Raw genomic sequence first — 6600 nt, forward strand, 5'->3', positions numbered from 1 at the left:
TCGGGGTCCGCGTTCGACCTGACTACACGCGCCGCAGAAGGAGAATCATGACCGCCACTCTCGGCTTCATCGAAGACATCACGATCGAAGAGCTCGAAAAGGACCCGTACCCGTTCTACGAGCGCCTGCGCCGAGAAGCGCCGGTGGCGTTCGTCCCCGCCCTCGGCATGTACATAGTGTCCTCGAAAGATTTGTGTGCGGAGATCGCGAAGGATTCCGACAACTGGCCTGCGGTCATCTCTGCGGCCGGCGGCCGCACGTTCGGGCCAGGCGCCCTGCTGAACACCAACGGCGAAGAACATCGGAAGTTGCGCGACATGATCGAGCCCCATCTGCAGCCCAGTGCGGTCGACAAGTACATCGACGCACTGGTCCGGCCCTACGCACGCGAGCGTCTCGAAGCCTTCGACAGCGACGGGCGCGCGGATCTCGTATCGGCGTACTGCGAGCCGGTCAGCGTGCGTGCGCTCGGCGACCTGCTCGGATTGAACGACGTCAGCACCGACAAGCTACGGGAGTGGTTCCACAAACTCAGCGTCTCCTTCACGAACGCTGCCGTCGACGACAACGGGGATTTCGCCAACCCGGACGGGTTCGAGCCGGGTGACGAGGCGAAAGCCGAGATCATCGCGCACGTCGATCCCAAGATCGATCACTGGATCGACCATCCCGACCACTCCGCGATATCGCACTGGCTGCACGACGGCATGCCCGAAGGGCAGACGCGTCCACGCGAGGTCATCTATCCCAACCTGTACGTGTTCCTGCTCGGCGCGATGCAGGAGCCCGGTCACGCGATGGCGACCACGGTTGCGGGATTGTTGAGCAGACCCGACCAGCTCGAACGCGTCGTCGACGATCCGACGTTGATCCCTCGTGCCCAGTCCGAGGGAATGCGTTGGGTAGCACCGATCTGGTCGGCGGTCGTCAAGGCTGCGACGAAAGACGTCACCGTCGGCGGTGTCGACATCCCCGCGGGATCGGCCGTCATGCTCTCGTACGGATCGGCGAACCAAGACGAACACGCGTACGACGCGCCCACCGCCTACGACCTCGACCGGCCCGTCACTCCGAACATGACCTTCGGTGCGGGCGCACACGCCTGCGGGGGAACGTATTTCGCGAACGCCGTCATCAGAATCGGTCTGGAGGAGCTGTTGGAGGCCATCCCGAACCTCGAACGCGACGACACTCGTGCCGTCGATTTCTGGGGCTGGGGTTTCCGGGGGCCGAAGGAACTTTTCGTCAAGTGGGAGGTGTGAGATGACCGCCGAACATCGCGTCCGACTTCCGGGCCGCGACATCGAGTGTGGGGGGCAGCAGTCCATCCTCGACGCGACCCTGCGCGGCGGAGGATGGCTGTCGCATTCCTGCACACAGGGAACGTGCGGCACGTGCAAGGTGAAGGTTCTCTGCGGCACCGTCGACCACGGCGCATCTCCCGAGTACACACTGACGGCCGAGGAACGGGAACGGGGCCTGGCGTTGGCGTGTATGGCGAGTCCGTGCACCGACGTCGTCGTCGAACCCCTCGGTGTCGTAGCCGACGACGGCACGCCGCGGTATCCGTTACGCGATTACGAAGGCACCGTGACCGTGCTCGACGACATCGCGTCGAACACCCGTCGGCTGAAAATCCGCCTCGACGCAGCAATGGAATTCAATGCAGGCCAGTACGCCGAGATTCTCGTTCCCGGAACGGGCGTCGGGCGTCAGTACTCCATGGCCAATGCACCGAGCGAGTCTCGCGAACTCGAATTCCACATCAAGCGCACCGACCACGGAATCGCTACCGCCGGTTGGATATTCGGCAACCTCACGGTCGGTGATCGGGTGTCGCTGCGCGGGCCACTCGGGCAATTCGGGATCGTACGACGGCACGACGAGCCCGCGATCCTCATCGGCGGCGGAACGGGGTTGGCGCCGCTGACCTCGATCGTTCGCCACGCCCTCGAACACGACTTGTTGCCGGAGTTGTACCTCTACCACGGGGGAAGGCGTCGGGACGATCTGTACGACGGTGACTACTTCCGCGATCTCGAACGGGCCCATCCTCAGTTCCACTACCGTCCCGCGCTGAGCGAGGAGATCTGGGACGGCGCGTGCGGGTTGGTCACCGATGTCGTGCTCGCCGACTTCGCCACCTGTAAGGGCCTGCGCGCGTATTTGTGTGGGCCACCGCCGATGGTGGATGCGGCGGTGAAGGCGCTCAAGCGACGGCGCATGGCGCCGCGGCTCGTCGCGCGAGAGGAATTCACGGCGTCGACTCCTGTTCTCTCGAGCGTTCTTTGACGACGGTGGAAGCCGGTGCTCTTTCTCGTCGAGAGCACCGGCTTCCACTGACGGTGACCGGTCTAGAAACCCCAGGGCTCGTCTCTACCGACGACCGCGAGCGACCGGAAGCTTCCGGTGTAGAACACCAGGGGGCTGCCGTCGTCGTAGGCGAGTTCCTCGACCCGGCCGAGATGCAACGAGTGGTCTCCGGCGGGATACGTCGCCTCTAGGGTGCACGACAGATGCACGAGGGCACCCTCGAGAAGTGGAACGCCGCGGCGCCACACGAAGCGGACGAGGTCGGGGCGGCGAACAGCGTTCGCGAAGTGCAAAGACAGCGGCTCTTGATCACCGGCGAGTACCGACACTCCGTACTTGCCGGTATCACGAATGCGCGCGTCCATCTTCGCCCGGGTCGAGATGGACACCAATACCAACGGCGGATCGAGCGACACGGAGGTGAAAGCGTTGGCAGTCATGCCGTGTACGGATTCTTCGTTCTCGCTTTCGGCGGTCGTCACTATCGTGACACCGCTGGCGAACCGCCCCAGGGCCTTACGCATGACGATCGGCGAGATTTTCACGTCAGCGCCGCCGAACGATCTCGAGGTCGTCGTTCGAAATCAGATCGGGGCGCGTCCAGCCGTCGACGTCGTATTCGGACATGCACTGTTCTGCAAAGCCTTTGAGCTTCAGGTCCTCGCCCGCACCCTGATACGCGAACAGGGTCTGAAAGCGGACGGCTTCGTGATCGCCGCCGTAGTTGCGCTCGTACAGCTCGTGTCGTCCGCCGAATTCGGTACCGACTGCGTCCCACAGCAACTTGAGCAATTTGACGCGATCGACGGCCTCGACGCCACCGGAACCACGAACGTATTGATCCAGATAGGGACGAATTCGGTCGTCGCCGAAATCGCTGACATGGCTGTTGAGGTAGATCAGTCCGCTGCCGAGGGTCTGCTGGATGATTTCCTTGATTCTCGGGTAGCCGATGCCCATGAAGGTGCGGTAAGCCAAGCCGTATCGCGTATTCGGTTGCACCGCACCGCCGACCCAGTCCTCGGGCGACTTGGCCATGGCGTCCGACAGTCCCCAGAACATGTCTCGCCAGTTGAGTATTTCACCGACCTGCATCTGAACGCCGCGGAAGCTCGCCGAGCCGGTGAGCTCGACAGCCTTCATGACGCAGCCGGCAATGAAGTCGAGCTTCACGGCAAGCCGCGCGCAACCATGAAAGGTGAAGCGCGGCAGGAAACCCGAGCGCATCACGAACCCGTTGGATGCCTCGACGTCGTAGGCGAATATGTTCTCCCAGGGCACGAGCACGTTGTCGAGAACCATGATCGCATCGTTCTCGTCGAAGCGGCTCGACAACGGGTAGTCGAAAGGGCTGCCCATGACAGCCGCGCTCATTTCGTACGACGTGCGGCAGAACAGTTTGAGACCAGGGGAGTCCATCGGCACGGTGAAGATGACGCCGAATTCCTTCTTGCGAATCGGCAGGCCGTAATGCGCGATGAAGTTCGCATTGGTGATGGCCGAACCGGTGGCCACCACCTTCGCGCCGGACACGACCAAACCTGCATCCGTCTCTTTCACGACGTGGATGCACACGTCCGCGGTCTCGTCGGCCGGCTTGTCTCGATCGATGGGAGGGTGCACGATCGCATGGTTGAGGTAGAGCAACCGCTCCTGCGCTTCCTTGTACCAGCGCAGGGCATTCGGCTTGTACTCGCCGTAAAAGTCGGCGTTGGCGCCGAGCGTGCCCAAGAACGACGCTTTGTAGTCGGGCGAACGTCCCATCCAGCCGTACACTTCCCGCTGCCAGGTGACGATAGCGTCCCGGGCGAGAACGAGATCGTCAGCGCTACGCGCAGTCTTGAAGAACGGGTGCGTGAATCCGCCGTTGCCCGTATCCGTCGGCACCGCGAGAACGCCTGCAGCCCCGGGACGGTGAATGGCGTCGTACATGCGGGCAACGGAACGCACCGAATTGCGGAACGCCGGGTGGGTGGTGACGTCGTCCACTCGTTCGCCGCGGAAGTAGACTTCGCGGCCGTCGTGCAACGACTCGATGTACTCGTCGCCCGTCATCGGACGAATGTCGTTGAGCGATTGGGATTCCTGGGAATTCAACACTGCAGTCATGAAGTGGTGTCCTCTTTCGTCAGCCGAAGTTTGTCTGTGATTCGGAACACTAGAAGCGTGAGGTGAGGTTCGACCATGACCAACGACGCACGACGGGATGACTCCGCGCGCACACTTCGGTCCGTCACGTTCAGCACTCGTGATCTCGGTACCAGAGAGGGCCGCGACGCGTGGGCGCGGGCCCTCGACTCGACCTACTGCGAGATGGATCTCGACTGGGGTGACCCGCGTGGTCGCTTCGACGGTGAGCTGACAGGCAAACAATTCGGTGACCTGTTCGTCACCACGGTGACCGCAGATCCCCACACCGTGGTACGCACGCCGGCATCGATCTCGTCCGACGAGCGGGCGCACTACTTGCTGTGTGTCGTGACGGCGGGCCACGTCCACATACGGCAAGACGGGCGTGTGTCGACTCTCGACGGTGGGGCGTTCGCCTTCCTGGATCCTGCGCGCCCATTCGTCTTTCGGTCAGATGCTCGGTTCTCTCAACTGGTGATTCGCGCACCTCGTGAAGCTCTGGATTCTCGATTGGCGATCCACGATGGCTCGACCATTACAGCGCAGGCGATTTCGAGCAATTCAGGAACAGGTTCGATCGTCAGCACGTTTCTGCAGAACATCGCAACATTGGAATCGGACATCGTGTCGAGAGCGGCGCAGTCACTGTCGTTGTCGACTCTCGACATGCTGGTGACATCGATGAACACGGAACTCGCCCGTACCGACAGGCCCACCGAACTACGGGCGCGCCATCTTCACAGTTATCAAACGCAACTCGAAAGCACGTTGCATGATCCGAACGTCTCGCTCACCGACGCGGCGCATGCGACCGGAATGTCGCTGAGATATGTGCAGAACTTGTTCCGCGACATCGGAACTACGCCGTCGGCCTGGCTCGCGTCGCATCGGCTGGAGCGGGCACGGCGACTGCTGACGGAGTCCGATATAACCGTGCAGGAAGTGAGTGAGGCCAGCGGCTTTCGCGACGTCTCACATTTCAGCCGCACGTTCCGCAAGCAGTTCGGCATGAGTCCCGGGCGTTACCGGAGCGCATCGGCCGGTTCATAGGCCTCGATACACGTCAGTCACAACTGCTTTGCAAGTTCCAACGCGATGTTTAGCGCCCGTGCGTCGAGTCTGCGAGGCGGGATTGCGGACAACGCCCGATCCGCCCTCTGCAGCAATCTCGACCCGCGATGCGTGATACAAAGAAGGTGCTGTTGGCGCTTTGCGGGGTTTTGCTGCACTGCAACGTATCCTGCGCTTGCCAACGCACCGGTGGTGACTCCGATACTGGTGCGATGTCGGAGGAGCGATCGACTGAGGGCTGTATAGGTGACCGGTCCATGCGCCTCCAGATGACGAAGAATCTCGTACCGAGCCCAGCTCACCCCGACGACCGTGAGCTGTTGTTCCAGTGAAGCGCGCAACGAGTCCGCGGTACGCAGGAACGCCATGTAAGACGCAACCAAGTCAGAAACTTCGGGTCGCGACGGATCGGGTATGGGTGGCGAATGGGCGACGGTCGTCTTCACTCGGCGCCCTACTTCAGTTCTGCGAGGACGGTGCCTTGGGTGATGGCAGAGCCGGGGGTGACGGCGAGGCCGGTGACGATGCCTGCTTTGTGGGCGTTGACGGGGTTTTCCATTTTCATTGCTTCGAGGACGGCGATGAGGTCGCCTTCGGCGACTTCTTGTCCTTCTTCGACGGCGACCTTGACGACGGTGCCCTGCATGGGTGCGGTGACCGCGTCACCGGACGCGGCACCGGCGCCGCCGCCGCCACGCTTACGTGGCTTGGGCTTGCGGCGGATCGCACCGTCGGATGCTGCGCCGCCGCCGCCGAGGGAGAACTGGCCGGGCAGGGACACCTCGACGCGTCGGCCGCCGACCTCGACGACCACGTTCTGGCGCGGCAGTGCTTCGTCGTCGTCGAGTGCATCTGCTGCGGTGAACGGGGGAACCTGGTTGTCCCATTCGGTTTCGATCCACCGGGTGTGGACGTCGAAGGATTCTCCGTCGCCGATGAACGCGGGGTCGGAGACCACGGCGGCGTGGAACGGGATGACGGTGGCGAGGCCTTCGACCTTGAACTCGGCCAGCGCGCGGCGGCTGCGGGCGAGTGCTTCCTCGCGGGTGGCGCCGGTGACGATGAGCTTGGCGAGCATGGAGTCGA

6 protein-coding genes are annotated in these 6600 nt (G+C 62.8%); 3 read left to right on the plus strand and 3 right to left on the minus strand.

Features of this window, described 5'->3' with window-relative positions; all coding sequences use genetic code 11:
* Positions 1–47 precede the first annotated feature (47 nt).
* A complete protein-coding gene (locus HQ354_RS22815) occupies positions 48–1262 on the plus strand; it encodes a cytochrome P450 (RefSeq protein WP_222635697.1) in 1215 nt (404 codons plus the stop codon).
* 1 nt (position 1263) lies between these two features.
* A complete protein-coding gene (locus HQ354_RS22820; RefSeq protein ID WP_222635698.1) occupies positions 1264–2292 on the plus strand; it encodes a 2Fe-2S iron-sulfur cluster-binding protein in 1029 nt (342 codons plus the stop codon).
* A 62-nt stretch (positions 2293–2354) separates the two neighbouring features.
* Here HQ354_RS22820 and nphA read toward each other — a convergent pair whose 3' ends face one another.
* Positions 2355–2837 (minus strand): NADH-dependent flavin reductase, encoded by a 483-nt coding sequence (gene nphA / locus HQ354_RS22825; protein ID WP_114332550.1) that lies wholly within the window; start codon positions 2835–2837, stop codon positions 2355–2357.
* 22 nt (positions 2838–2859) lie between these two features.
* Entirely contained in the window at positions 2860–4422 is a 1563-nt protein-coding gene (locus tag HQ354_RS22830; protein ID WP_222635699.1) for a 4-hydroxyphenylacetate 3-hydroxylase family protein, read from the minus strand.
* Positions 4423–4497: 75 nt separating this feature from the next.
* Between HQ354_RS22830 and HQ354_RS22835 the strand changes: the two genes are divergently transcribed.
* Positions 4498–5493 carry an AraC family transcriptional regulator gene (locus tag HQ354_RS22835; protein ID WP_222635700.1) on the plus strand — a complete coding sequence of 332 codons (996 nt, stop codon included), beginning with the start codon at positions 4498–4500 and terminating at the stop codon, positions 5491–5493.
* A 475-nt stretch (positions 5494–5968) separates the two neighbouring features.
* Here HQ354_RS22835 and HQ354_RS22840 read toward each other — a convergent pair.
* Positions 5969–6600 (minus strand): biotin/lipoyl-containing protein (locus HQ354_RS22840; RefSeq protein WP_222635701.1); only part of this gene is annotated, 632 nt, incomplete at its 5' end.

The sequence above is a fragment of the Rhodococcus sp. BP-261 genome, assembly GCF_019835205.1.
GTDB lineage: Bacteria > Actinomycetota > Actinomycetes > Mycobacteriales > Mycobacteriaceae > Rhodococcoides > Rhodococcoides kyotonensis_B.